The organism is Glutamicibacter halophytocola (genome assembly GCF_001302565.1).
Lineage (GTDB): Bacteria > Actinomycetota > Actinomycetes > Actinomycetales > Micrococcaceae > Glutamicibacter > Glutamicibacter halophytocola.
The window spans coordinates 1,373,906-1,395,215 of the sequence record NZ_CP012750.1; the positions used below are offsets into that span (position 1 = coordinate 1,373,906).

Annotated in this window: 22 protein-coding genes and 1 other RNA gene; 12 read left to right on the forward strand and 11 right to left on the reverse strand. The window is 61.9% G+C overall.

Annotation, left to right across the window (positions count from 1 at the left end; genetic code table 11):
* Positions 1 to 12 precede the first annotated feature (12 nt).
* The 3 genes from smpB (at position 13) to AOZ07_RS06420 (ending at position 1,679) form a co-directional block, all read left to right on the forward strand.
* Complete coding sequence (smpB, locus tag AOZ07_RS06410; protein WP_075972434.1) at positions 13 to 492, forward strand: SsrA-binding protein SmpB; 480 nt, start codon at positions 13 to 15, stop codon at positions 490 to 492.
* A gap of 112 nt (positions 493 to 604) precedes the next feature.
* Positions 605 to 973: a transfer-messenger RNA gene (gene ssrA / locus AOZ07_RS06415) on the forward strand.
* A 289-nt stretch (positions 974 to 1,262) separates the two neighbouring features.
* On the forward strand, positions 1,263 to 1,679 hold the full coding sequence (locus tag AOZ07_RS06420) for a DUF2568 domain-containing protein (protein WP_186468039.1): 417 nt from the start codon (positions 1,263 to 1,265) through the stop codon (positions 1,677 to 1,679).
* A gap of 69 nt (positions 1,680 to 1,748) precedes the next feature.
* Here AOZ07_RS06420 and crcB read toward each other — a convergent pair whose 3' ends face one another.
* The 6 genes from crcB to aroA are packed head-to-tail and all read right to left on the reverse strand — an operon-like array spanning position 1,749 to position 6,446.
* Positions 1,749 to 2,135 (reverse strand): fluoride efflux transporter CrcB, encoded by a 387-nt coding sequence (crcB, locus tag AOZ07_RS06425; RefSeq protein WP_060701255.1) that lies wholly within the window; start codon positions 2,133 to 2,135, stop codon positions 1,749 to 1,751.
* On the reverse strand, positions 2,132 to 2,560 hold the full coding sequence (locus tag AOZ07_RS06430) for a fluoride efflux transporter FluC (RefSeq protein WP_060703340.1): 429 nt from the start codon (positions 2,558 to 2,560) through the stop codon (positions 2,132 to 2,134). The genes crcB and AOZ07_RS06430 overlap by 4 nt, the downstream gene beginning before the upstream one ends.
* 8 nt (positions 2,561 to 2,568) lie before the next feature.
* Positions 2,569 to 3,180, reverse strand: coding sequence for a metal-dependent transcriptional regulator (locus AOZ07_RS06435; protein WP_060701256.1), 612 nt, complete (start codon positions 3,178 to 3,180; stop codon positions 2,569 to 2,571).
* On the reverse strand, positions 3,180 to 3,983 hold the full coding sequence (locus tag AOZ07_RS06440; RefSeq protein ID WP_060701257.1) for an inositol monophosphatase family protein: 804 nt from the start codon (positions 3,981 to 3,983) through the stop codon (positions 3,180 to 3,182). Before AOZ07_RS06440 ends, AOZ07_RS06435 begins: the two co-directional genes overlap by 1 nt.
* Before the next feature lie 13 nt (positions 3,984 to 3,996).
* Complete coding sequence (gene rsgA, locus AOZ07_RS06445) at positions 3,997 to 5,088, reverse strand: ribosome small subunit-dependent GTPase A (RefSeq protein WP_060701258.1); 1,092 nt, start codon at positions 5,086 to 5,088, stop codon at positions 3,997 to 3,999.
* Positions 5,088 to 6,446 carry a 3-phosphoshikimate 1-carboxyvinyltransferase gene (aroA, locus tag AOZ07_RS06450; protein WP_060701259.1) on the reverse strand — a complete coding sequence of 453 codons (1,359 nt, stop codon included), beginning with the start codon at positions 6,444 to 6,446 and terminating at the stop codon, positions 5,088 to 5,090. Before aroA ends, rsgA begins: the two co-directional genes overlap by 1 nt.
* A 227-nt stretch (positions 6,447 to 6,673) precedes the next feature.
* Between aroA and AOZ07_RS06455 the strand changes: the two genes are divergently transcribed.
* Together AOZ07_RS06455 and rsrA are read left to right on the forward strand one after the other, a co-directional pair.
* The gene (locus AOZ07_RS06455) at positions 6,674 to 7,327 is read left to right on the forward strand and encodes a sigma-70 family RNA polymerase sigma factor (protein ID WP_084793157.1); all 654 of its coding nucleotides are present in this window, start codon (positions 6,674 to 6,676) and stop codon (positions 7,325 to 7,327) included.
* A 1-nt stretch (position 7,328) separates the two neighbouring features.
* Positions 7,329 to 7,589: a mycothiol system anti-sigma-R factor gene (gene rsrA / locus AOZ07_RS06460; RefSeq protein WP_060701261.1), complete on the forward strand. Its 261-nt coding sequence runs from the start codon at positions 7,329 to 7,331 to the stop codon at positions 7,587 to 7,589.
* A 72-nt stretch (positions 7,590 to 7,661) separates the two neighbouring features.
* On the opposite strand, the gene AOZ07_RS19235 is transcribed toward rsrA, so the two are convergent.
* The 3 genes from AOZ07_RS19235 to AOZ07_RS06470 form a co-directional block, all read right to left on the reverse strand.
* Positions 7,662 to 7,736 carry a 50S ribosomal protein bL37 gene (locus AOZ07_RS19235; protein ID WP_369299107.1) on the reverse strand — a complete coding sequence of 25 codons (75 nt, stop codon included), beginning with the start codon at positions 7,734 to 7,736 and terminating at the stop codon, positions 7,662 to 7,664.
* Positions 7,737 to 7,835: 99 nt separating this feature from the next.
* The gene (locus tag AOZ07_RS06465; RefSeq protein ID WP_060701262.1) at positions 7,836 to 8,441 is read right to left on the reverse strand and encodes a GDSL-type esterase/lipase family protein; all 606 of its coding nucleotides are present in this window, start codon (positions 8,439 to 8,441) and stop codon (positions 7,836 to 7,838) included.
* Between the two features lie 212 nt (positions 8,442 to 8,653).
* A complete protein-coding gene (locus AOZ07_RS06470) occupies positions 8,654 to 12,412 on the reverse strand; it encodes a multifunctional oxoglutarate decarboxylase/oxoglutarate dehydrogenase thiamine pyrophosphate-binding subunit/dihydrolipoyllysine-residue succinyltransferase subunit (protein ID WP_060703341.1) in 3,759 nt (1,252 codons plus the stop codon).
* A 429-nt stretch (positions 12,413 to 12,841) separates the two neighbouring features.
* Between AOZ07_RS06470 and AOZ07_RS06475 the strand changes: the two genes are divergently transcribed.
* From AOZ07_RS06475 to AOZ07_RS06490, 4 genes are all read left to right on the forward strand, one after another.
* Positions 12,842 to 14,164: a hemolysin family protein gene (locus AOZ07_RS06475; RefSeq protein WP_060701263.1), complete on the forward strand. Its 1,323-nt coding sequence runs from the start codon at positions 12,842 to 12,844 to the stop codon at positions 14,162 to 14,164.
* Positions 14,157 to 15,230 (forward strand): hemolysin family protein, encoded by a 1,074-nt coding sequence (locus AOZ07_RS06480; RefSeq protein ID WP_060701264.1) that lies wholly within the window; start codon positions 14,157 to 14,159, stop codon positions 15,228 to 15,230. The genes AOZ07_RS06475 and AOZ07_RS06480 overlap by 8 nt, the downstream gene beginning before the upstream one ends.
* Positions 15,231 to 15,359: 129 nt before the next feature.
* Entirely contained in the window at positions 15,360 to 16,193 is an 834-nt protein-coding gene (locus AOZ07_RS06485) for a metal ABC transporter ATP-binding protein (RefSeq protein ID WP_060701265.1), read from the forward strand.
* Positions 16,194 to 16,202: 9 nt separating this feature from the next.
* Positions 16,203 to 17,063, forward strand: coding sequence for a metal ABC transporter permease (locus tag AOZ07_RS06490; protein ID WP_060701266.1), 861 nt, complete (start codon positions 16,203 to 16,205; stop codon positions 17,061 to 17,063).
* A 94-nt stretch (positions 17,064 to 17,157) separates the two neighbouring features.
* Here the strand turns inward: AOZ07_RS06490 and AOZ07_RS06495 are convergent, their stop codons facing one another.
* On the reverse strand, positions 17,158 to 18,633 hold the full coding sequence (locus tag AOZ07_RS06495; protein ID WP_060701267.1) for a DUF222 domain-containing protein: 1,476 nt from the start codon (positions 18,631 to 18,633) through the stop codon (positions 17,158 to 17,160).
* Positions 18,634 to 18,761: 128 nt separating this feature from the next.
* Positions 18,762 to 19,169, reverse strand: a complete 408-nt coding sequence (locus AOZ07_RS06500) for a Fur family transcriptional regulator (protein ID WP_060701268.1) — start codon at positions 19,167 to 19,169, stop codon at positions 18,762 to 18,764.
* Positions 19,170 to 19,321: 152 nt separating this feature from the next.
* Here AOZ07_RS06500 and AOZ07_RS06505 point away from each other — a divergent pair, with 152 nt between their 5' ends.
* Genes AOZ07_RS06505 through AOZ07_RS06515 form a run of 3 tightly spaced genes read left to right on the forward strand, consistent with a single transcriptional unit; the run spans position 19,322 to position 21,309 of the window.
* Complete coding sequence (locus tag AOZ07_RS06505; protein ID WP_060701269.1) at positions 19,322 to 20,017, forward strand: MBL fold metallo-hydrolase; 696 nt, start codon at positions 19,322 to 19,324, stop codon at positions 20,015 to 20,017.
* Positions 20,018 to 20,022: 5 nt separating this feature from the next.
* Positions 20,023 to 20,853: a sulfurtransferase gene (locus AOZ07_RS06510; RefSeq protein WP_060701270.1), complete on the forward strand. Its 831-nt coding sequence runs from the start codon at positions 20,023 to 20,025 to the stop codon at positions 20,851 to 20,853.
* A 27-nt stretch (positions 20,854 to 20,880) separates the two neighbouring features.
* The gene (locus AOZ07_RS06515) at positions 20,881 to 21,309 is read left to right on the forward strand and encodes an HIT family protein (protein WP_060701271.1); all 429 of its coding nucleotides are present in this window, start codon (positions 20,881 to 20,883) and stop codon (positions 21,307 to 21,309) included.
* Position 21,310 lies beyond the last annotated feature (1 nt).

Genomic DNA, 21,310 nt, shown 5'->3' on the forward strand with positions numbered 1-21,310 from the left:
GCAAGGAGTAACGTGGCTAAGAAGAATCAAGAAGATCGGGTGATCGCGAGCAACCGCAAGGCGCGCCACGATTTTGAAATCCTCGATACCTTCGAAGCTGGCATGGTTCTCACTGGTACGGAAGTCAAGTCATTGCGAGAAGGCAAAGCCTCACTCGTTGACGGCTTCGGCCAGTTCTACCGTGGTGAGCTTTATATCGAGAACGTCTACATCCCTGAGTACCTCAACGGATCATGGACCAATCACGCGGCACGTCGCCGTCGCAAGCTCCTGCTGCACCGGCAAGAACTGCTCAAGATCGAGCGCAAGATCGGCGAGGCTGGACTCACTGTTGTTCCGCTGAGCTTGTACTTCAAGTCAGGTCGGGCAAAGATCGAGATCGGTATCGCCCGTGGTAAGCGTGAGTACGACAAGCGCCAGACCCTGCGCGAGCAACAGGACAACCGCGAAGCAATGCGCGCCATGCGCGAGCGCAACCGAGGGCACGCCTAAAACTTGGTGTGGCGCATTCCGCGTTGGGGTAGAGCACGTGGATGAGTTATGATTGATGAACACGCTTTCGGGTGTGGTTGTATCCGGGAAACCGGGACTGACAACAAAATACGGGGATGATCGGTTTCGACGGTGTGAGTCGCGACAGATGAAGCGGGCCGAGGACGCAAAGTTATCTCGTAAACGCTCTTTGCAAACCAATAAGTGCCGAATCAAAGCGCACTGACTTCGCTCTCGCTGCCTAAGCAGCCAGACAGTCCGTTAGCCAGGGGATGCTATCGCCTCTGTTCCTAACGTCATTTAGATAGCCACTGTATCCAGCGGTTGTTACCGCTGCTGGGTACATATTTTGGTAACTGTGCCCGGATCAACCACATGTTTGCGTGATGGTTGGGGCAGAGAAAATCCGCAGCAAACTGCGCCCGGAGAAGACCTGGCAACACCACATCGGACGGGAGTTCAATTCTCCCCATCTCCACGTTTTGAAGCTCTGGAACTAGGCTGAATGCCTGGTTCCAGAGCTTTTTTCGTTGGTGGAATTCATGTTGGCCTCGCAGGCCGGCCAATCCCTGGCAGCGGCGGTCATTGCAGCTAAACACTTCTGGAATCTCGCGAGCCTATTCGCGGCATGGAGGATTTGCACATAGACTTGAAATGAAAGCCGGAGATTGCTGGTCGGTGGTCATTGCGGAATTGGAGTGAGATTAAAGTCGATGGGTAAAACGAGCTCCCAGCGGGTATCGCCGTTCCTCTCAGGCACCTACGCAGTGGTGGCTTTCCTGCTTGAAGTTGGCCTGCTATTTGCCGCCGCCTTAGCAGCTATCGCTTTCATTCCGTGGCCAATGATTCTGGCCATTTTAGTGGTTGTCATCCCGCTGTTGATCATTTGGTCAATTTTCTTTTCGCCCAAAGCAGTGGTCAAACTCCGATTGCGAACTCGCGTGCTGCTGATCCACCTCATCTACCTGGTAGGTGCCTATGTGCTGTGGCTCAGCGTCGATCACAGTTTCTACGAACAATCACAAATTTGGGCGATTGCGATGCTGTCGCTCACCGGGATTAGCGCAATCCTGGTGTTGGCTTCCGGCGGTTACGTGGTCCCGCATGACCGAACGCCCAAGCCGATCAAGCCAGCGCCAAAGCGACAATCCACCGGCGCGCCCAAGGGACGTCGAGCTGCCCGTTAGAAACACCTTCAAAGCCCAGCCACACGGCTGGGCTTTTCTTGTCTCCACTGCGATCCTGCCCAGTTTGTATTAGAGCAGCGAGGAGAGCAGATAACCGCCCCAGGCGGCGAGGACGGCCGCTAATAACGTTCCAAGGGCGTTCGCCAAGCTGGACCAGGGGCGGCCGGCTCGCAGCAGGCGCAGGGTATCAAAGCTGGCGGTCGAGAATGTGGTGTAGCCTCCGAGCACCCCTGTGCCCATGGCCAAAAGCCAGGCTTCGTTCAATTGGGTGTTTGCCAGCCAACCGGTCAGAAAACCCAAGGCGAAGGAGCCCGAAACGTTGATCGTGATGGTTCCCCAGGGAAGCAACGCCCCGAATTTGGCACTGATGAAAGAATCGAGCCCATAGCGCAGCACCGCGCCCAGTCCGCCGCAGAATGCAACAAGTGCAAAGAGCACCGGTGTCGTGCCCATCATTTTGCATCACCCTGCGGCGTACGGCGCCTGGTGCCCAACAGCATGCCGACCCAGGTGGCGAACGCCCCGAGCAGCACGGTTCCCAGGCCATATGCCAGCCCAATGGCCGTCGATCCTTGCGTGAACAGCAACATGGTGTCGGTGGCTAGCGCGCTGTAAGTGGTGAAACCGCCCATGAATCCTGTTCCAAGCAGCAACCGCAGCTTTTTCCGGCGCGTAGTTTCCGGTCCCCGGGCGGCCAGGGCTGTCAGCAGCCAGCCCAGGGCCAAGGCCCCGGCGAGGTTGACGAGCAAGATGGCTACCGGCAGCGGGCCTTGTTGAGGCAGCAATAGGCTGACCGCCAGTCTGCTGGCCGTCCCAGCGCTTCCGCCAGCGAACACCAGCAGCAGCTCGATCGGGCGCAGGGTGAATCCTTGGGTTGGCATCGGCCAGATCACTTCGACTCGTTGTTGCGGACCCAAATCAGCGAGGCCTCGATATAGTCCAGCTGATGCGGAAGCTTGATGGGGGCCCCGGGCACCAGGCCCTGCGCGGCAGCGCGACGCAGGAAGTCCGGGTCCTCGTCGCTGATCCGGTCGATGATGGCCAGTTCTCCGCCAAAACGGTCCAGGCGGATCGCTTCGGATACCGGCAGGCTTCCATCAGAGGCAGGGATTGCGTCACCATGGGGGTCGTGGCGGGGGTGGCCCAGCCGGGCGTCCAGGGCGTTGATGAAGCGGTCGCTGACGGTATGCTCCAAGGCCTCGGCCTCGTCATGCACTTCGTCCCAGCCGTAGCCCAGCTCGTCGCGAAGGAAGGTCTCCAATAGCCGGTGCCGGCGAACCATCCGCAAGGCTTCACGGCGACCGCTGCTGCTGAGGGCCACCGTCTTGCGGGGCACATGATCGACCAGCCCCTTGCTCGATAATTTCTGGATCATCGAGGTCACCGACGCGGGGGACAGGCCCAGCTGGTCTGCCAATGCGCCGGTGCTGACCTCGGTATCTTCCCATTCGGTCAGCGTGTAGAGCGCCTTGAGGTAGTCCTCTTCGCTGGTGGTCAGCATCAGCGGTTCAGGTACGGCAGAATTGCGGCGTGCAGCTTGCCGTTGGTGGCCAGCGCATTGCCGCCGTGGCAGCCTTCCTCTCCGGCCACCGAGGTGAACCGGCCCCCGGCTTCGCGAACTACCGGGACCAGGGCTGCCATGTCGTAGAGTTCGAGCTCCGGTTCGAAGGCCGCGTCGACCGCGCCTTCAGCCAGCAGAGCATAGGAATAGAAGTCGCCGTAGCCACGGGTTCGCCAGGCAGCATCGAGCAGGTCCAGGAAGCCGTCGAGCTTGCCGGCGTCCTTCCAGCCGTTCAGGGAGGCGTAGGCCAAGGAGGAATCGGCGAGTTCGGACACAGAGGAGACCGAAATCTTGCGGGTGGCCCGCTCTCCTGCGCCGGCCGCGGGTTCGCTGACGTAGGCGCCCAAGCCGGTTGCGGCGTGCCAGCGGCGGCTGAGCGCGGGGGCGGAAATGACGCCGAGCACCGGCTCGTCGTCCACCAGCAGGGCAATGAGCGTGGCCCAGACCGGGACGCGCCGCACGAAGTTCTTGGTGCCATCGATCGGGTCGATAACCCAGCGCCGCGACCCGCTGCCGTGCACCCCGAATTCTTCGCCGAGCACCGAGTCCTCCGGGCGGTGCTTGGCAAGCTCGGCCAGGATCAGCTGTTCGGCACCGCGATCGGCATCTGAAACAGGGGTCATATCCGGCTTGGATTCGACCACCAGATCGTTGGAGCCATAGCGGGCCAAGGTCAGCTGGTCGACCTTATCGGCCAGGGCTAGGGCAAAGTCGAGATCTTGCTGCAGGGTGAAATCTGCCATGGTGTACCGGCGCTCAGAGTGCGCCGAGCTCCTTTTCGTGCGTGGTTTCCTCGGTGGTGACCAGCCGGCGGTATGAGGCGAGGCGGTCGGCGGGCTGGCTGTTCGGCGCTGCTTGCGCCCAGGCTTCCAAGGCGCAGCCAGCTTCGCCGGCGGCATGGGTGCAGCCGCGCGGGCACCCGGTGGCGATCTCGGCCAGGTCTTCAAAGGCGGCCAGGATGTTATCGGGATCAACCAGGCCCAGCCCGAAGGATCGAATGCCCGGGGTATCAATCAGCCATGAGCCAGGGATCTGGCCCAGCCGCAGTGCCAAGGCGTTGGACGAGGTGTGGCGCCCGCGCCCGGTGACCGCGTTGACATGGCCAGTAGCCCGGTCGGCGCCGGTGAGCGCGTTGACCAGCGTGGACTTGCCGACCCCGGAGTGCCCGAGCACGACCGAAACGCAGCCGCCCAGCAGCTCTTCGAGTTCCTCCAGCGCGTTCGCGTCCAGGCGCGCACTGGAACCGTCGGCGCCGCGGGCATCAACGCCCGAGGCATCTGCGGTGGTGGTGCGCGAAATGACCACCGGGAAGTCCAGCCCCTCGTAGTGCTTGAGGAAATCCGCCGGGTCCTTCACATCGGCCTTGGTCACGCACAGCACCGGCTGGATGCCGGCGTCGTACGCGGCCACCAGGGCGCGATCGACAAATCCGGTGCGCGGCTCGGGGTTGGCGGCAGCCACCACGATGACCAGCTTGTCCACATTGGCCACGACCACTCGCTCGGTGGCGTCGGTGTCATCGGCGCTGCGGCGCAGCAGCGTGGTGCGTTCCTCGATGCGCACCAGCCGGGCGAGCGTATCGGGCTTGCCGGAGGTATCGCCGACCAGGGCGACCAGGTCTCCTGGCACGATCGCCTGGCGGCGCAGCTCGCGGGCGCGCGCGGCGATCACGATGCGCTCGTTGCTGGTGTCCTCGTCCAGGATCGCGGTGTATCGCCCGCGGTCCACGGTGATGATCCGGCCGATTTCCGCCTTCTCATAGGCCGGGCGATCCTTGGTGCGCGGACGCGACCCGCGCTTGTTCGGGCGGACGCGGACCGAGGACTCGTCGTAATCCAGGTAGCGCATTAGCCAGCTGCCTTCGCGGTGGAAACCATATCCGCCCACAATTGCGGGAACTGTGGCATGGTTTTGGCGGTGGTGGCAATATTTTCCACGCGGACCCCTTCGATGGCCAGGCCCAGCAGCGCCCCGGCGGTGGCCATGCGGTGGTCCTCGTAGCTGTGCAGGTCGGCTGCGTGCAGCGGGCCCGGGGTGATCGCCAGGCTGTCGCCTGTAGCCACGACGTTTGCTCCGACTTTGGCCAGTTCGTTTTCCAGGGCCGCCAGGCGGTCGGTCTCATGCCCGCGAAGGTGCCCGATCCCGGTCAGGTTGCTCGGGGAGCTGGCCAAGGCGCATAGTGCCGCCAGGGTGGGGGCAAGCTCGGAAGCATCGGCGTAGTCGATCCCGCGGATCACTCCAGTTCCGCGTACCCATAGCACCCCGTCGTCGCCGTGGTGCACCTCGGCGCCCATCTGGGACAGGATCTGCACCCATTTTCCGCCGACTTGGGTGGTGGTAGCGGGCCAGAAGCGGATGCCGACGCTGCCATTGCTGGCCAGGGCCGCGGCCAGGAATGGCCCGGCGTTGGACAGGTCGGGTTCCACGGTGACGGTGAAGCCGGCAAGTTCGCCCGGGGCGATGCGCCAGCCGCGCCCATCCTCGTCCACGGTGATGTCCACGCCCAGTTCGAGCAGTGTCTGCACGGTCATCATGATGTGATCCGGCGAGGCGATCGGGCCATCAGCGGCACGCAATGCCAGGCCGCCGGGCAGGGCATGGCCGGCGAGCAGCAGTGCGGAAATGAATTGCGAGCTGCTGGAGGCATCGATCACGACCTGATCGACGGACTCCAGGCCGCTGGCATCCATGGTGAAGGGCAATTTGCCCGGGTCCCCGCCGAAATCGATGGTGGCGCCCAGGGCCTGCAGCGCATCGAGCACCGGAGCCATCGGGCGCAGGCGCGCGTGCGGATCGCCGTCAAAAGCGACGGTGGCGCGGGCTACCGCGGCCAAGGGAGGCACAAAGCGCATCACCGTGCCGGCCAATCCGCACTCGATGCCCAGCGGCCCGGTGGCCAGTTCAGCTGCGGGATGGACCTGGACGGTGGTGGACCCGTCGGCCTGCTCGATCCGCTTGATCCCTGTGCCGAAGCTGGCCAGGGCTCCAAGCATCAGCTCGGTATCGCGGCTGATCAGGGTGTTGTGGATGGTGGAGGGGGAGGAAGCCAGGGCCGCAAGGATCAGATAGCGGTTGGTCAGCGACTTGGAAGCGGGCACCGAAACGATGGCGTCTACGCCGGTGCTGACATGAGGTGCCGGCCACCAGTGCGTCCCAGCGTGCGGGGGATCGGACTGCGGATTTCCAGAGGCGCTTGCGGAGTTGATTGCTGATCCTTAGGCTCGTGCGGTTTTAGTTAAATCCTAGCCGAGATCGGCGCGGGAATAAGGTTTTGGATCCCATGGTTATACCCAGTGTGACGATCAGACAGGATACTTCAACAGCCGGCGGCACCACATGCGTGGTGGCCGAGGAGCCCCGCGGCACCCGCAGCGCTACCCGATCGCGGACGAATTCGCGCAATAGCGCAAGCAACCGCGTAGACTCAGGCGTGATGAACAACAAGAGTGTGGACGAGAATTTGCCCGACGTGGCCACCGAGTCCGAGGCACAGCGTCGCGAACGGTTCGAGCGCGATGCCATGTCTTATGTGGACCAGCTGTATTCGGCTGCCCTGCGCATGGCTCGCAACCCTGCGGACGCCGAGGATCTGGTGCAGGAGGCCTACACCAAGGCGTATTCGGCCTTCCACCAGTACAAGCCCGGGACCAACCTGAAGGCTTGGCTGTATCGCATCCTGACCAACACGTACATCAACCTGTACCGCAAGCGCCAGCGCGAGCCGCTGCGCACCAGTACCGACACGGTCGAGGACTGGCAGATGGCTTCGGCGATGGAGCATTCGCCTGCCGGATTGCGCTCGGCCGAGGTTGAGGCGCTGGATCACCTGCCGGACTCGGACGTGAAGGCCGCGCTGCAGGCTATCGGCGAGGACTTCCGGATGGCGGTGTACTTCGTGGATGTCGAGGGTTTCAGCTACAAGGAAGCCAGCGACATTTTGGGTGTGCCCATTGGCACCGTGATGTCCCGGTTGCACCGTGGACGCAAGAACTTGAGGGAACTGCTCGCCGATTATGCGGCAGACCGTGGGATAGCCACCGGGGCTCGCAACAAGAGCGCCGCGAAGGCTGATGGAGGAGCGAAATAAGATGGACTGCAATTCATTGGGTGATTGCGCCGATGACCGCATCGTACGCATCTACGAGTACCTCGACGGTGCCCTGACGCTCAGCGACCTCAAAGAGGTCAAGTCGCATTTGGATGGATGCCCCGAATGCACCGAGGAATACGACCTGGAGTGCATTATCCGTTCGGTGGTGCGCCGCAGCTGCCAAGAGCAGGCCCCCCAGGCGCTGAAGGCCAGCATCATCGCCCGGATCTCGCAGATACGGGTGGAATCAGGCCACTAGCAGGCAAAGAGAAACCCCGTAGCGTTCGAGCAAAACTCGAATGGTACGGGGTTCTTTTTATGTTCGCTTCGCTTAGCTGTTTGGGCGCTTGCCGTGGTTGGCACCGCCACGCTTGCGATCGCGACGCTTACGAGCGCGCTTCGACATGGTGACTCCTTAGAGGGATCAATGGATCTTCCCGATAGTTCGGGCCGGCTAATAGTCTTTCATACTTTGCGCCGTTTTTCCTAACGGGCACAGGGTGCCTTAGCCCTCGCCAGGCTCCGGTAAGTCCAGCCACGAGTACCAGCCGCGGTGCAGAACCAGCCAGGCCATCAGGCCGTAGCCAGCTTGGCCGGGAACCCCGCCCGAGGCATTGAGGTCAGCGCGCCACTGCGCGTGGGCACGCAGGGGAGTGAAGGTATCAACGTAGTGGTGGTTGCGGCGCAGGGCCACGTCCGAATACACGCGATTAAGTTCCGCGACCCGCTGATTGCGGGCGTCATCCAATCCCGGGGCCGGGCCGACCAGCAGCGCCTTGATGCTCATCTGCGACGCTGAATCCAGGATGTTGGCCAGGTTCAGCCGGCTGCGGGCGGTGGAGACATCCAGATCCACATCGCGATCGGAGAGCGCGATGACCAGGCGATTCTCGTATTGGTCGCTGAAACGCCGCGAGGCTTCGCCCATCCAGCGTTCGGCCAGGGCCTCGGAGCCTTCGGCAGGGGCAGCCAGGACGAAGGACTGCAAGCGCAGCGCAGGATCCTGGGTCCGAGCCATAACCCGGCCGAACCAGCCTAGTCCGCGCGGGTCCCCATGTCCGGCCAGCAGCTCATCTCCGATTGCGGTAATGCGGATTGTGCGTAACTCCAACTGGGCGACCTTTCGTTGGCTTCAAGAATATGAATCGATCCCCACCTTAGCAGTGAAGTCGCCGGCATCGCGGGAGATCCATGCTGGATAAATGCCACACATTGCCCCCGGAGCGCCGCAGCGGGTTAACGAGCAGTTGCCGGCGAGTTTTCCCAGAATTACCTGGGAGAACTCGCCGGCAACGTCACAACAGCTGAGTGTTGCGAGGTGCTTTAGCGGGCGAACGCCTGCTGCAGCAGCACTGCGTTTTCTGCGTCGTGGCGCTTTGCGTTACCTGCAGAGGTTGCTGCCGATGCCGGGCGGGAGACCAAGGTGATCTTCTGCTCCAGCTGCGGTGCAACGTAGAGGCCGAAGAATGGCCATGGACCCTGGTTGGCTGGTTCGTCCTGGACCCAGGCAGCCTTGGCATTCGGGTACTTGGCCAGCTCAGCAGCGATCTGCTCGGACGGTGCCGGGTAGAGCTGCTCAACACGCACGATCGCGGTCTTGGAGTCCTGCGCCTTGCTGCGCGCGGCGACCAAGTCGTAGTAAACGCGGCCCGAGCACAGCAGCACCTTGTCCACGGCGTTGGCATCGGTGATGGTGTGATCGCCGATAACCTCCTGGAAACCGCCGGTGGTGAAGTCCTCCACCGAGCTTGCCGCGGCCTTCAGGCGCAGCAGCTGCTTCGGGGTGAAGACGATCAGCGGCTTGCGCGGACGGGCATAGGCCTGGCGGCGCAGCAGGTGGAAGTGGTTGGCACCGGTGGAAGGCTGGGCCACGACCATGTTGTTCTCGGCGCACAGCTGCAAGAAGCGCTCGATGCGTGCCGAGGAGTGGTCCGGGCCCTGGCCCTCGTAGCCGTGCGGCAACAGCATGACCAGCGAGGAGGACTGCGACCACTTCTGCTCGGCCGAGGAGATGAACTCGTCGATCACGGTCTGCGCGCCGTTGACGAAGTCGCCGAACTGGGCTTCCCACATCACCAGTGCATCCGGGCGCTCCACCGAGTAGCCGTACTCGAAGCCCAGGGCTGCGTATTCGGAAAGCAGCGAATCGTAGATCCACAGCGGGGCCTGGTCCTCGCTCAGGTTGTGCAGCGGGTACCACTCGTTGTCGTTCTCGCGGTCGTGGAAGACCGAGTGGCGCTGCACGAAGGTGCCGCGGCGCGAGTCCTGGCCGGCCAGGCGAACTGGCACGCCCTCCATGGACAGCGAGCCCAGGGCTGCGACTTCGGCGAAGCCCCAGTCGATGCCGCCCTCGCGGGACATCTTCTCGCGGCGCTCGAGCAGCGACTTGAGCTTGGTGTGCATCGTGAAGCCCTCAGGAATCTGAACGTGGGCTGCACCGATATGTGCCAAGGTCTGGGCGGAGATGGCCGAACCGCGGGCGCCGTCGATGGTGTTCTCGTCGGCAGCCTGGGCGAATGGCTTCTCCAGGTCGTTGATGGTCGAGCCCGGGGTGATGATCGGGATCGGGGAGGTCTGGGCCGCATGCGTCTCGGCGAAGATGCGCTCCAGGTTCTCCTTGTACTCGGCCAGGACGTGCTCGGCCTCTTCCTGCGTGATGTCGCCGCGGCCCACCAGGGCCTCGGTGTACAGCTTGCGGGTGGAGCGCTTGGCCTCGATCAGGTTGTACATGATCGGCTGGGTCATCGAAGGATCGTCGCCTTCGTTGTGGCCGCGGCGGCGGTAGCACACCAGGTCGATGACGACGTCCTTGCCGAACTTCTGGCGGTACTCGAAAGCCAGCTGGCCCACGTGGACCACTGCCTCCGGGTCATCCCCGTTGACGTGGAAGATCGGAGCCTGCACGGTGCGCGCCACATCCGAGGCGTAGACCGAAGAGCGCGAGGAGCTCGGAGCGGTGGTGAAGCCGATCTGGTTGTTCACGATCACGTGGACGGTGCCGCCGGTCTTGTAGCCGGGCAGCTGGCTCATGGCCAGCACCTCGGAGACCACGCCCTGGCCAGCGAAGGCCGCGTCGCCGTGCACCAGGATTGGCAGCACTTCGTTCTTCGAGCCCAGTCGATCCAGCTTGGCGCGGGTGATGCCCTCGAGCACCGGATCAACCGCTTCCAGGTGCGAAGGGTTGGCAGCCAGGTAGACCTTGGTCTGGTTGCCCGCATCCGAGGTGTAGGAACCCTCGGTGCCCAGGTGGTACTTCACGTCGCCCGAACCCTGGACCGAGCCCGGGGTGGCGGTGCCTTCGAATTCGCGGAAGACCTGTGCGTAGGTCTTGCCGGCGATGTTGGTCAGCACGTTCAGGCGGCCGCGGTGGGCCATGCCGATGGCGACTTCGTCCAGCTGGTCGTCGGCGGCATCGGAGATGATGGCATCCAGCAGCGGAATCAGCGATTCGCCGCCTTCGAGGCTGAAGCGCTTCTGGCCGACGAACTTGGTCTGCAGGAAGGTCTCGAAAGCCTCGGCGGAGTTCAGCTTGCTCAGGATGCGCAGCTGCTCTTCGCGGGTTGGCTTCGCATAGCGCGACTCCAGCTTGGACTGGAACCACTCGCGCTCTTCCGGGTTCTGCAGGTGCATGTACTCGGTGCCGATGGTGCGGCAGTAGGCATCGCGCAGGGTGCCGAGGATATCGCGCAAGAGCGCGCGATCCTTGCCGCCCAGGCCGCCGGTGATCCACTCGCGGTCCAGATCCCACAGGGTCAGGCCGTAGTTGTTGATGTCCAGGTCCGGGTGCTTGCGCTGGACGTATTCCAGCGGGTTGATGTCGGCCATCAGGTGGCCGCGCTCCCGGTAGGAGTTGATCAGGTGCTGGATGCGGGCGACCTTGTTGACCTGCAGGTCGATGTCGACCTGGTTGTCAACGGCCCAGCGAACTGGCTCGTAAGGGATGCGCAGCTGCTCGAAGATCTCGTCGTAGAAGCCCTGCTCGCCGAGCAAGAGCGATTCAACCAGCTTCAGGAATTCGCCCGAACCGGCACCCTGGATGACACGGTGGTCGTAGGTGGAGGTCAGGGTGATGTGCTTGCCGATACCCAGGGCAGCGACGGTCTTTTCCGACGAGCCGCGGTACTCGGCAGGGTATTCCAGTGCGCCAACGCCGATGATGGCGGCCTGGCCCTTGGATAGGCGGGGGACCGAGTGAACGGTGCCGATGCCACCTGGGTTGGTCAGCGAGACCGTGGTGCCAGCGTAATCGTCGGCGGTCAGCTTGTTGCCGCGGGCACGCTTGATCAGATCTTCATAGGTGGCCCAGAACTCGTTGAAGCTCAGGGTCTCCGCAGCCTTGACGTTGGGCACGGCGAGCATGCGGGTGCCATCTGGCTTTGGCATGTCGATCGCGATGCCGAAATTCACGTGAGCCGGCTGGATCGCAGTTGGCTTCTTGTCGATGACATCGTAGGTCACGTTCATCGATGGGATCTGCTTCAATGCGCGAATCACGGCGAAGCCGATCAGGTGGGTGAAGGAGATCTTGCCACCACGAGCGCGCTTGAGGTGGTTGTTGATGACGATGCGGTTGTCGATCATCACCTTGGCCGGAACCGCACGCACGGTGGTGGCGGTCGGCACGGCGAGGCTGGCATCCATGTTGGTGGCGATGGCCTTCATTGGCCCGCGCAGTGGAGTGCGCTTTTCCTCACCGAAAAGTTCGGTGGAAGGCGTGGCCTTTGGAGCCTGAGCCGGAATCGGTGCAGTCTTCGGCGCTGGCTCGGCCTTCTTTGCCTCAGCGTCTGGCGCTGCGGCAGGTGCTGGCTTTGAAGCTGGTGCTGGCTCGGAGGCCCGAGCCTGGGTTGCGGCGCGTGGTGTGCCCTGCCCGGTCGTTGCGGGTGCTGCAGTAGTTGCTGCTGGCGCCGCTGGCGCCGGCTGCGTTGCCGGTGCCTTCTTGTCGGCGGCGAGAGATTCGAAAATATCCCACCATTTCTTATCTACCGAGTTCTTGTCGACGAGATACTGTTCGAACAGCTCGTCTACTAGCCACTCGTTTCCACCAAACTCTTCAGTAAGTCGGTGGTGTGCTTGCTCTGGCACGTGCAACGCCTCTTCCCTGATTTCTACGTTGTTCTAGCTGAGCCGGTGGTCTTCCGAGGACGTGAATCGACCACTTCGGCTCACAAGATATCTAGACCTGCGCACCAGTCTAGTGACTTTTACGCGCAGTTGGCCACGGGACGTAGGTAATCTCACGAAAGTGTCGTGTATAACATCCCGTTCAGCGTGGTGAAGCTACCGCTGAACGCCATGACATTGAAGTGGTGCGCAATGAGGGCATCGTTCGATAGACTGAGTCGCACTATGGAATCACACTCTCCAAGCCGGTGTGCCGCCCGCGGGCGCAGTGCCGGCCAACTCAGTCCATGTTCAGCAGGTTCCGGCTCCCGATTGGAGCCTTCTAGTTGCCGTCGAATCGGCACTGAACCTCTCATTCCCATGCCGATGAACAGGTGGTGGTAACCACCTATGGATTGGCTCTTCATACTTCTTGGCCTGTTGCTGATTCTCGGCACCGGCTTCTTCGTGGCCGTGGAATTCTCCTTGGTCGCCCTTGACAAAAGCACAGTGCAAAACGCCGTCGATCGAGGCGAACGCGGCGCCAAGCCGCTGTTGCAATGCTTGACCTCGCTGTCCACCCAGCTCTCCAGCTGCCAGTTGGGCATTACGCTGACTACCTTGCTCACCGGTTACGTTCTGGAACCGGCAATGAGTTCCTTGCTTGAACCATTGATGGAAATGACCGGTATTCCCGAAGCCAGCTCGGTAGCCATCTCCGTGGTGGTTTCCCTGGTGGTAGCCACCTTGCTCTCGATGCTGATCGGCGAATTGGTCCCCAAGAACTTGGCCATCGCCGAGGCAATGTCCGTCGGCAAGCTGCTGGCCCGTCCGCAGCTGGTATTCACCGCGATCTTCAAGCCAGCCATCGTGGTGCTCAACGGATTCTCCAACGCCGTGCTGCACCGCTTCTTCGGGTTGGAAGCCAAGGAAGAAATTTCCGCCGCTCGCTCGTCGCAGGAATTGGCCTCGCTGGTGCGCCGTTCGGCCCAGCTGGGCACCCTGGACGTTCAAACCGCTCGCTTCGTGGAATCCACGATCGAATTCTCCGAACGCACCGCGGCGGATGTGATGACACCGCGCACCTCCATGTCCACCATCGATTCGCAGGCGCCCCTGTCCGAGCTGATCTCGGTCAGCGCCGATACCGGTTTTTCGCGCTTCCCCGTGATCGAGGGATCCAGCGATGAGATCCAGGGGATCTGCCATGTCAAGGCGGTTGTCTCGGTGCCGCGCGAACGCCGTGCTGCATTACAGGTGGGCGAGTTCGCACGTGACGCCCTGTATGTTCCTGAAACCATCCACCTCGATGTGCTGCTGGAGCAACTGCGCGCCGCGGAATTCCAGATCGCCATCGTGATGGATGAATACGGTGGAACCGCGGGCCTGGTCACCTTGGAAGACCTCGTAGAAGAAATCGTTGGCGAAGTCTCCGACGAACATGACGAGGACGAGGAAGAAGCAGTCACCCAGCCTAACGGCAACTGGCTGTTCCCCGGCATGTTCCGGCCGGACCAGGTCAATGAGAATTTCGACCACGAGGTGATCCCTGAAGAGTCCTCCTACGAGACTATCGGTGGATTCATGCTTGCCGAACTAGGCCGCTTGGCCGAACTCAACGACCAGGTCGAGACCGAAAATGGCACCTTTACCGTGACCGAGCTGGATGGCCGGCGTATCGCCCAGGTCCGCTTCGAACCGGTGGCAACGGAGCAGGAGGCCGGCAATGAATGACTTTATGGGCCTCGTGTGGCTAGTCGTCCTGTTGCTGTTCAACGCGTTTTTTGTTGCTGGCGAATTCGCTGTGATGAGCGCTCGTCGCTCGCAGATCGAGCCATTGGCCGATGAAGGCAATAAGCGGGCAAAGGTTGCACTGCATGCCATGGAACATGTTTCGGTCATGCTGGCCGTTTGCCAGCTTGGCATCACCGTCTGCTCTCTGCTGATCCTGAACATTTCCGAACCTGCGATCCACCACTTGCTGGCGGAGCCGCTGACCATGATCGGGATGCCGGAGTCGGCTGCGGATACCGCGGCCTTCTTGATCGCATTGGTGCTGGTGACTTTCCTTCACGTGACCTTCGGCGAAATGGTTCCGAAGAACATTTCGGTTTCCGTCGCTGATAAAGCTGTCATGCTTTTGGCGATGCCGCTGGTTGGCTTGTCCAAGGTGCTCAAGCCGATCATCTCGATGCTCAACGGCATGGCCAACCTGGTGTTGCACGCCTTTGGCATCGAGCCTAAGGATGAAGTCTCAAGTTCCTACACTGCGGCCGAGGTGCGCTCGATCATCGACACCTCTTCCGAAGAAGGGACCCTGGATGAAGACAACGCGTTGCGACTGACCAAGGCCTTGGAATTCTCATCGGTGACCGCACGAAGCTGCATGGTTCCGCTGGATGACTTGTTCACCCTGGAATGGGGCGAAACCACGGCTCGCGAATTCGAGAAGAAGGTCGGCAAGACCGGATTCTCGCGCATGCTGATCACCAAAAATGATATTCCGGTGGGCTACTGGCACGTGAAAGACGTGATGCTGATCGACGACGCGCATTCGACTCAGCCGCTGCAGGACTTGCCGCTGCATCCATTGGGCCAGCTGGGCGAGGACACGGAAATCGAAGCGGCCCTGGAGGAAATGCGCCAGGAAGGCAACCACCTTTCGGTGGTCGTTGATGCCGCCGGTTCTGCCCTTGGCGTGGTGTTCCTTGAGGATGTGATCGAGGTGCTGGTTGGCGAGATCACCGATACGACTCGGAAGCGCACTTCTCCACCGCGCAAGGAGAAGCAGGGAAACTAGGCGAAGCTCACCCCGTGGGCACGTATTGCGAATGAATCGCAACTGGTAGGATTGACTGCGGCACCTGATCGGGTGCCGCAGTTTTTCGTCGCCGGATAAACAACAATCTCGCAGTGCAGAAAGCAGTCCATGTCATCTAGCCCCATTGTCCACTTTGAGGACGCACGCCTGGCCTATGGGTCGCGTGTGCTCTGGGATGAGCTCAACCTATCCATCGCGGCGGGCGAGTTTCTTGCAGTTTTGGGCCCTAACGGCTCCGGCAAGACGAGCTTCATCAACACCATGCTTGGAACCGCCTCGCTGAATCGAGGTTCCGTAGCCATCGCAGGCGCTCCGGTTCGTCGTGGATCGGCGGCCGTTGGCTTGATTCCCCAGCAGCGTCCCTTTGGCGACAACGTCCCATTGCGCGCCCGGGATCTCGTCGCCCTCGGCGTAGACGGTTCCAAGCCGGGTATCCGCATTGGTCGAAGTGTGGTCCGTCAAAAAGTCGATGAGCTTCTGGAGATGGTGGGGGCTAGCGGCTACGCCAACCGGCCGGTATCCGATCTATCAGGAGGAGAACAGCAGCGTCTGCGTGCGGCTCAAGCCTTGGCCGGAAACCCCAGGGTATTGCTATGCGATGAACCGTTGCTGTCACTGGATTTGCACCATCAGCAAGCCATCAGCGAAGTGATCCATCGCCAGGCCGTCGAACGCGAAAGCGCTGTCATTTTCGTGACTCACGAAATCAACCCGATTCTTCCGTATGTGGATCGCGTGCTTTATCTGGCAGAAGGCCGCTTCCATCTGGGCACGGTTGATGAGGTCATGCAGTCATCGGTGCTCACCGAACTTTATGGCGCCCCGGTGGAAGTGCTTCGCGTGAATGGGCGAATCGTGGTCGTGTCCGGGGCCGCGAGCAGCGACTTGCCGGCAGATGGGCACGAGCATGCTGAAGACATCGACCTGGAAACCGGGAAGTAGGAGCGGGACATGAACTTTTCGGACTTCATCGACAAGGCATTTAACTTTGACGATTACGCGCAGCTCTTGCCGCTGGTTTCCAATTCGCTGATTGCTGGGGCCGTGCTCGGCGTTGTCGGCGGCTTGATCGGCATCTTCATCATGATGCGTGACATGGCCTTTGCCGTTCATGGAATCGCTGAGCTGTCTTTCGCCGGTGCCGCGTTTGCGCTGCTCATCGGAGCTGACGTCGTGACAGGATCGGTATTCGGGTCGCTCGTCGCAGCGCTGATCCTTGGATTCCTTGGGACCAGAGCGCGTGATCGCAATTCCATTACTGGCGTGCTGATGCCATTTGGCTTGGGTCTTGGCATTTTGTTCTTGTCCCTCTATGAGGGGCGCAGCGCCAACAAGTTCGGGTTGCTGACCGGCCAGATAGTTGCTGTCGATGATGTGCAACTCACTGGAATGCTGGTGCTGTCGCTTGTCGTTGTGCTTGCCTTGATTCTCGTGTGGCGGCCGTTGACATTTGCATCCGTAGATCCGGTGGTAGCCAATGCCCGGGGCGTTCGCACCTCTGGATTGTCGATCTTTTTCATGGTGATCCTGGCGCTTGCGGTGGCAGTTACCATCCAAGTGGTTGGCGCGCTGCTGGTGCTTGCTCTGCTCATTACGCCTGCGGCTGCGGCAATGCGCATAACTTCCAATCCAGTACTGACTGTGGTGCTGTCTATTGCGTTCGCAGAATTGGCTGTTGTTGGCGGTATCTTGTTGGCGCTAGCTGGCGCATTGCCGATTAGCCCGTACGTCACCACGATCTCGTTCCTGATTTACGTCATCTGCCGTGGAATTGAATATGTGCGTTCTCCCCGAAGGCGCCATCAAGTGTAAGTGGAAGTTTTCCAATCGCCCCAGTTCATTTGGACTGGGGCGATTGCTGTCTCCAGCTCACGTTTTACTCCCCGTGCGGGCAGGTGCCCGCCCGTCAGGCAGGGATATCCTCGATATCCGGCGGACTGCTCCCGGTGTCCGGCGGCCGGTTCAGCCAGTCCTCGAAGGAACGCACCCAGTCAGCTTCGCTCATGCACTGCGGGTAGGGCTGATGCGCAAAACCTGTCGCCGGCGGCGCGGTGGAATGATACGTCGGCCCCATTCCGGTAGCGATCTTCATCCGGTGCGGCCCCCGGGAGATGACAATTTCCTGCCATCCGGGGGTTTCCTTGGCCTGGTTGCAGAACTTGCACCGTCCATCGGCGTTGACTACGCAGGTGTGCCCGCCCAGGCAGGCCTGGGTGACGTGGTCGATTTCCTCGATCATCCCGTCGCAGAAGGGGGTGCGGCAGCGCCGGTCGCGGGTTCTGATGAACTTCTTCATTTTCTCCGGGAAGATCCGTGCGGTGGAGTCCATCGCGATCAGCTCCCGGTCCCCGGGGGCGGTATAGAGGCGGATCAGCTCGATGGTCGCTTCCAGGGTGTCGATGAAGGCCGGGGGCCGGGTGGTGGCCATTTCCGCGAGGGTCATGTTGTTCAGGATTTCCTTGCCGGCGACCAGCTCGCGCGCGTATTGCGGGGCGATGACCCCGTAGCCGTCGAGGTAGGCTGGCTGCCGGTCGCCGAGGAAGAGGGTCTTGTCGGTCATGACCAGCGCGACGTTCATGTTCACGGGCACTGTTGCGTCCGGGCTGGTGCAGAAGCTGGCGAGGTAGTCGGCTTCGATTTGCGCGCGGGTGCGCGGGTCGCCGTGGGCTTTGAGGCTTGTGGATTTTGCCTTGATGTCGTTTTTCAGGGCCAGGCCGGCGATGATGGGCAGTTCGGCGTGGATGCTCATCATGCCGGTGTCCGGGTGCGCGGTGAATTTGATGCGGCGTTGCTCTTCGGCGCTTTTTTGTTCTTTGCACTGGTCGTCCGAGGCGTAGGCGTAGGTGAAGTCCTTGACGGTGTCGCTGATTTTCCTGGTGCCCTGGTTGGCGAACAGTCGGGGGTTCTTGGCGTACAGCTGATCGAATTCGGTGCGGCGTTCGGCTTTGAGGATGCGCAGCGGGGTGAGGATGGCGCGCATTTGGGCTTCGGTGAATTCGCCGCGGCTGTAGGCGGCGGCCAGGTGCGGGGTGTCGTTGAAGAGGATGCGGCAGTTTTCGAGGTATTCGCGGTAGCCGTGGGGGTCTGCTTTGCGGGCGAGGGCTATGGTGGCGGCGGTGCCGCGGTTCAGCTGCTTGAGGTTGCCGCGGGTGGCGTTCTGGTGGACGACGTTGATTTCTGTTTGGTGGGCGAGGGCTGCCTGGTGGTAGCGCAGGGAGGAGATGGCGCGTTCCAGGCGGGCGATGCTGGTGAGGCATTCCTCGGCGGTTCCGTGTTCCTCGATGTATGCCAGGCTCGTTTCCAGTCCTTTGACCACGGCGGTGAATCCGTCGTGGTTTTCGGGGTTGGGGGTTTGCGCTGGGGGGATCGTGGTTTCGGACATGTTCTTATTTTACGCCGGTTATTAGAACATGTCTTCGATGTTTTGGTTGCGGGTGGATAACTTTTAGAACACGGTAAAGTTACCAGTCAGCGATGGTATTGACTTGGAAGCTGAGGGGAATTCAAGCTTCAGGCGGGTGCCTTGGCGCGGCATTCAGCGCAGATGCCATAGATCTCGACGGTGTGTTCGGGATCGGAAAAATCGTGTTCAGCAGCAACCCTCGCGGCCCAGCGTTCCACCGAAGGGGCTTGAACCTCGACGGTCTTGGAGCATGACCGGCACACGAGATGGTGGTGGTGGGTTTCAGTGACGCACTGGCGGAAGCGGGCTTCGCCATCGCCGCTGCGAAGGACATCGAGCAGGCCGTCATCAGCCATGGACTGCAGCAAGCGGTAAACGGTGGCAAGGGAAACCTTCTTCTCGGAATCCTGCAACCAGCGGTGAAGCTGCTGGGCCGTAGCGAAATCGTCGATCTCGCTCAAGGCCTGCGTAACAGCCAATCGCTGCTTGGTGATCCGGGTTTCTGGCTGGGACATCTACGTGCACCATTCCTTGACTTCGTCGCGGGTCGGCAAAGGGCCTGTCTGCTCGGCCGATCACCTGTACTTCCTCTCAATTTTAGCCAACTTTCCCAGATGATGCGTGTCTGTGGCTGGCACGGGCGGGGCGCGAAGCCTACGCTATGGATATGCGTATCAAAACCAGAGGCCATTCTTGTATAGAACTGAGCACGATCGACGGTTCGCTGCTGCTGGATCCTGGCGTCTTTTCCGATCTGACTGGCGTATTCGACGGCAAGCACGCGGTGCTGGTGACTCATGAGCATGCGGATCATGCCGACCGGAATGCGATCGTCCAGGCGCTTGAAGCCAACTCTGTTTTAGAGCTCTACGCACCCGCGGCGCTGGCCCGGGAATTGCGCGAGCAGCTTCCTTCGGCCGCCGCGGCCCAGGTGCACACGGTGTGCGCCGGCGCGGACTTCATCGTCGGCGGGATCAAGGTGCGCGCCACCGGTGGTACGCATGCCACAATCCACCAGTCGATCGACCTTGTCGCCAACGTCGGCTACCTGCTCGGCGACCACGCGGTGGGCCAGCCGGTGGTCTACCACCCGGGTGACAGCTATCATGTCCCGGTCGGCGTGCCTGTGGACGTGCTGCTGCTTCCTGTCATGGCGCCCTGGGCGAAGATGTCGGAGGCCGCGGACTTCGCGACGGCGGTCAAGGCGGAGGCCTGGGTGCCCATCCACGATGGGCTGCTCAATGAACGCGGTGTCGCGCTGTTTGATCGCCAGCTGGGCGCGATCGCCGAACGCGATGGCAGCCAGTTTGCGCGCCTGGAGAATGGCGTCGAATACAAAGTCGAAGAACTCGTAGCAAGGTAGCGCAGATGAACCCGTTGATTTCCGCCCAAGAGCTGAAGGCCCTGCTTCCTGGCGAGTGCGTCCTGCTTGATGTCCGGTGGGTGCTCGGACGGGATGACGGCGCGCAAGAGTATGCGCTCGGGCATCTTCCCGGTGCGGTGTTTGTCGATATGGAGCGGGAGCTGTCGGGCGCGGTGGGCGAACATACCGGGCGGCACCCGCTGCCATTGCCTGCGGACTTCGAGGCGGCCGCCCGGCGCTGGGGGATCAACCCGCAGAGCCATGTGGTGGTGTACGACGATTCCGGCGCGCTGGCCGCGGCCCGGGCCTGGTGGCTGCTGCGCCATGCGGGGATCGAGCAGGTGCAGGTGCTCGACGGGGGACTGGAGGCTTGGAGGCAGGCTGCGGGGCCGATCTCCACGCAAGCCCCCGAGGTGAGCCCCGGTACGGTGTCGCTGTCCTGGGGGCGGATGCCGGTGGTGGACTTCGACGAGCTGGAATCCCTGGACGGGGTCTTGATCGATTCACGGGCCACCGTGCGGTATCTGGGGATCACCGAGCCGGTGGATCCGGTAGCCGGCCATATTCCCGGTGCGCTGAACCGCCCGACCACCGATAACCTCGATGAGCAGGCCCGTTTCTACGGCCCGGAAGCCTTGCGGGCCGCCTTTGAAAAGCTGGGGGCGCAGCAGCCCGGATCGACCGCCTACTGCGGCTCCGGGATTACCGCGGCCCACCAGGTGCTGGCCGCTGCCAGCGCCGGGATCGAACTCGGACTGTATCCAGGCAGCTGGTCCGAGTACTGCTCCTACCCGCAGGCGCCGATCGCCACCAGCGACGAAAAGCACCGCCACTAGATTTCCGCAACCCGACGAAAGGCTGCCATGAGCACGCTGTTCAGCAAGATTATCCAGGGGCAGATCCCCGGCCGGTTCGTGTGGCAGGACGAAACCTGCGTGGCGTTCCTGTCCATCGGCCCGCTCTCCGATGGCCACGCCCTGGTGGTGCCGCGTGAGGAGGTCGACGAGTTCACCGATGCCTCCGAGCAGCTGCTCACGCACCTGACCCTGGTGGCGCAGAAGATCGGGCAGACCCAGAAGCGGGTTTTCGGCGCGCAGCGTGCCGGGCTGATGATCGCCGGCTTCGAGGTTCCGCACCTGCATGTGCATGTGTGGCCGACCAATTCGCTGGCGGATTTCGACCTGTCCAATGCGGCCGAGAACCCGGATCCGCAGGCGATGGACAATAATGCGCAGAAGCTGCGCGACGGGCTGGTCGCCGACGGCCACGGCGAGTTCGTGCCCGGGGCCTGAC

What these genes read in the sequence shown, in the direction of transcription:
- AOZ07_RS06515 (WP_060701271.1), top strand. Translation starts at nt 20,881, where the DNA reads ATGAGCACGCTGTTCAGCAAGATTATCCAGGGGCAGATCCCCGGCCGG.
- AOZ07_RS06495 (WP_060701267.1), bottom strand. Translation starts at nt 18,633, where the DNA reads ATGTCCGAAACCACGATCCCCCCAGCGCAAACCCCCAACCCCGAAAAC.
- AOZ07_RS06485 (WP_060701265.1), top strand. Translation starts at nt 15,360, where the DNA reads ATGTCATCTAGCCCCATTGTCCACTTTGAGGACGCACGCCTGGCCTAT.
- AOZ07_RS06505 (WP_060701269.1), top strand. Translation starts at nt 19,322, where the DNA reads ATGCGTATCAAAACCAGAGGCCATTCTTGTATAGAACTGAGCACGATC.
- rsgA (WP_060701258.1), bottom strand. Translation starts at nt 5,088, where the DNA reads ATGCGCTACCTGGATTACGACGAGTCCTCGGTCCGCGTCCGCCCGAAC.
- AOZ07_RS06430 (WP_060703340.1), bottom strand. Translation starts at nt 2,560, where the DNA reads ATGCCAACCCAAGGATTCACCCTGCGCCCGATCGAGCTGCTGCTGGTG.
- crcB (WP_060701255.1), bottom strand. Translation starts at nt 2,135, where the DNA reads ATGATGGGCACGACACCGGTGCTCTTTGCACTTGTTGCATTCTGCGGC.
- AOZ07_RS06480 (WP_060701264.1), top strand. Translation starts at nt 14,157, where the DNA reads ATGAATGACTTTATGGGCCTCGTGTGGCTAGTCGTCCTGTTGCTGTTC.
- AOZ07_RS06475 (WP_060701263.1), top strand. Translation starts at nt 12,842, where the DNA reads ATGGATTGGCTCTTCATACTTCTTGGCCTGTTGCTGATTCTCGGCACC.
- AOZ07_RS06440 (WP_060701257.1), bottom strand. Translation starts at nt 3,983, where the DNA reads ATGGCAGATTTCACCCTGCAGCAAGATCTCGACTTTGCCCTAGCCCTG.
- rsrA (WP_060701261.1), top strand. Translation starts at nt 7,329, where the DNA reads ATGGACTGCAATTCATTGGGTGATTGCGCCGATGACCGCATCGTACGC.
- AOZ07_RS06455 (WP_084793157.1), top strand. Translation starts at nt 6,674, where the DNA reads ATGAACAACAAGAGTGTGGACGAGAATTTGCCCGACGTGGCCACCGAG.
- AOZ07_RS06510 (WP_060701270.1), top strand. Translation starts at nt 20,023, where the DNA reads ATGAACCCGTTGATTTCCGCCCAAGAGCTGAAGGCCCTGCTTCCTGGC.
- AOZ07_RS06500 (WP_060701268.1), bottom strand. Translation starts at nt 19,169, where the DNA reads ATGTCCCAGCCAGAAACCCGGATCACCAAGCAGCGATTGGCTGTTACG.
- AOZ07_RS06490 (WP_060701266.1), top strand. Translation starts at nt 16,203, where the DNA reads ATGAACTTTTCGGACTTCATCGACAAGGCATTTAACTTTGACGATTAC.
- AOZ07_RS06435 (WP_060701256.1), bottom strand. Translation starts at nt 3,180, where the DNA reads ATGCTGACCACCAGCGAAGAGGACTACCTCAAGGCGCTCTACACGCTG.